We start from the raw sequence: 1,966 nt of genomic DNA, 5'->3' as shown, positions 1-1,966 counted from the left end.
CCATAATCCTATATGAATGCGAAAATGTAAAAGAGAGGAATCTATTTTTTGAAAAATTCCTCTCTTTTTTTATGATTTCTCGTATAATTCTAAAAAAATTATGTATGATTATTTTTTATTGCTCTTTCTCAAATTAACAATTAGCCATATAGATTGAATAATTATCGGTAATATAAATGCAATTAATAAAACGATAAATGCCACTAATTTAAGCTCTGGTGTTTGAGTAACACCAGCACCATCAACCTCTCTTAGCCAAATGATAGCTGCCAATATCCCAAAAATGGTAATCCAAAATATGTTACCAATCCACCAAAAAATCCATCGTCTTTTCATATTAGCACCTCTTATATTTACCCTCTGTTAAAAGTATATTTTCGGTTGTTATATTTAAATGAAATAACTATAAAACTACTTTTTTTCAACTGTATATCTAACTTGTTTAAAGGTTGCCATGTCGCCATCTTCGTTATCATCTTTCGTTTGCAAAAGTTGAACTCTTGGCTTGTAGTCTGTCCTATGAGCGTGCTCGATATCTTTAATGTTAAGTTTGTAGGATTCACCATTATTTATTTTTTGTTCCAATACTTTTTTATTGGCAACATAAATAAAAGTTATTTTATTTTCATCAATACCTTCAGTCTTAATTTCTAATTCATTATCTTTTGTTGTAATCGTTGGTGTTAATAATTCAATACTGCCGTTTCCGGTTTCTAAAGAATTTTCTACTATAGTTGAACATCCGGATAGAATGATTCCGATGAATAGAAGAACAATTAATTTCTTTTTCATAACATCCCCCAATTTCAAGTGATTTTTGATTTTGGTATTGCTAGACTGCTAGTATGGAACGTAAATGTTTAGCTAGCACTTTTTTATTGTACCATAATATGTAAATTAAAATAGGTTATATATCCAATTTAAGGGAGATTGAAAAGTTTACTTATTGTTGAGAATCAGTATTTTTACAGTAGGTATTTATTTTCTTTAGAAAGCGGTGTTGATAAAATCATTACGAATTGGATATCCAAATATATGATGAAATGTAGAAAGTAGAAAGAGCTTAATACGAAGCAATCTTATTTTTATAGAAATTACAATTTTTACATATTAAAATAATGATAGGGAATAGATGAATTCATTCACTTCGGAGATAGTTACTTGAACATTAACGAGAAGGCAATTGAAATGTTTGAACAAAATGAATATGAGGAAGCAATGGAACTGTTTCAACAAGCAGTACATGAATCTAGAGGTGTACAATCTCTCAATAATCTTGCTTGGATGTACTTTTATGAGGAAGAGAATGATGGTAAAGCTCTTGAATTAATAAAAGAAGCTGTTAAGTTGAATCCTTCCTCATACTTTCCTTATAACATCTTAGGGGAAATTTACATGAAACAAGAAAAGTGGGAAGAAGCGAAAGATGCATTACAAAAATCTATTTCGATTCAACCATCCGATGAAGCATATCACAATGTAGCTGTAGCTCATTATAATCTTGGAGAGTTGGAAAAAGCTTCAGAATTTTTCTTGCGAGTTGCAGGGGATTCAGACATTATAATGTATAACTATGTAAAGTGTTTAATTGATTTAGGGCGAAAAACAGAAGCGAAAGAGAAGTTGGATGCTTTTAACAGGAAATCGGATGATTTTGTAGGAGAAATTAATGTAGCAGGTTTATATGTTGAGTTGAATTGCTATAAAGAAGCAATTGAATGGTTCGAAAAGGGATACAAAGAATACTGGAAAAGTCCCAATTGGATTGGTAGATTTGTTTATGCTCTATATAAAGCTAATAATTTCTCCCGTATAAATGAAGTTATACGGGAATCTATCGAAGCGAAGACAGCAGAAATAGAAGATGTTCAGAATGAAGAAGTAGAAGAAAATTGGACAGAAAACGATAAGAAAGAGTTAATTGAGGAATATATAGAAGAGAACAATTGTTATAAAAAAATGATAG

The 1,966-nt window shown here is 30.3% G+C and carries 3 protein-coding genes; 1 reads left to right on the top strand and 2 read right to left on the bottom strand.

What is annotated here, in order from left to right; all coding sequences use genetic code 11:
• Positions 1 to 108: 108 nt before the first annotated feature.
• Entirely contained in the window at positions 109 to 336 is a 228-nt protein-coding gene (locus AC1DTM_RS24285) for a DUF3923 family protein (RefSeq protein WP_002167942.1), read from the bottom strand.
• Between the two features lie 75 nt (positions 337 to 411).
• Positions 412 to 792 carry a hypothetical protein gene (locus tag AC1DTM_RS24280; RefSeq protein WP_199715586.1) on the bottom strand — a complete coding sequence of 127 codons (381 nt, stop codon included), beginning with the start codon at positions 790 to 792 and terminating at the stop codon, positions 412 to 414.
• A 369-nt stretch (positions 793 to 1,161) separates the two neighbouring features.
• Between AC1DTM_RS24280 and AC1DTM_RS24275 the strand changes: the two genes are divergently transcribed.
• Positions 1,162 to 1,966 (top strand): tetratricopeptide repeat protein (locus AC1DTM_RS24275; protein ID WP_477001087.1); only part of this gene is annotated, 805 nt, incomplete at its 3' end.

It is taken from the genome of Bacillus sp. P4_D3 (genome assembly GCF_056401855.1).
The sequence above is the reverse complement of the archived record's forward strand: the minus strand, read 5'-3'. Positions and strand labels throughout refer to the sequence as shown.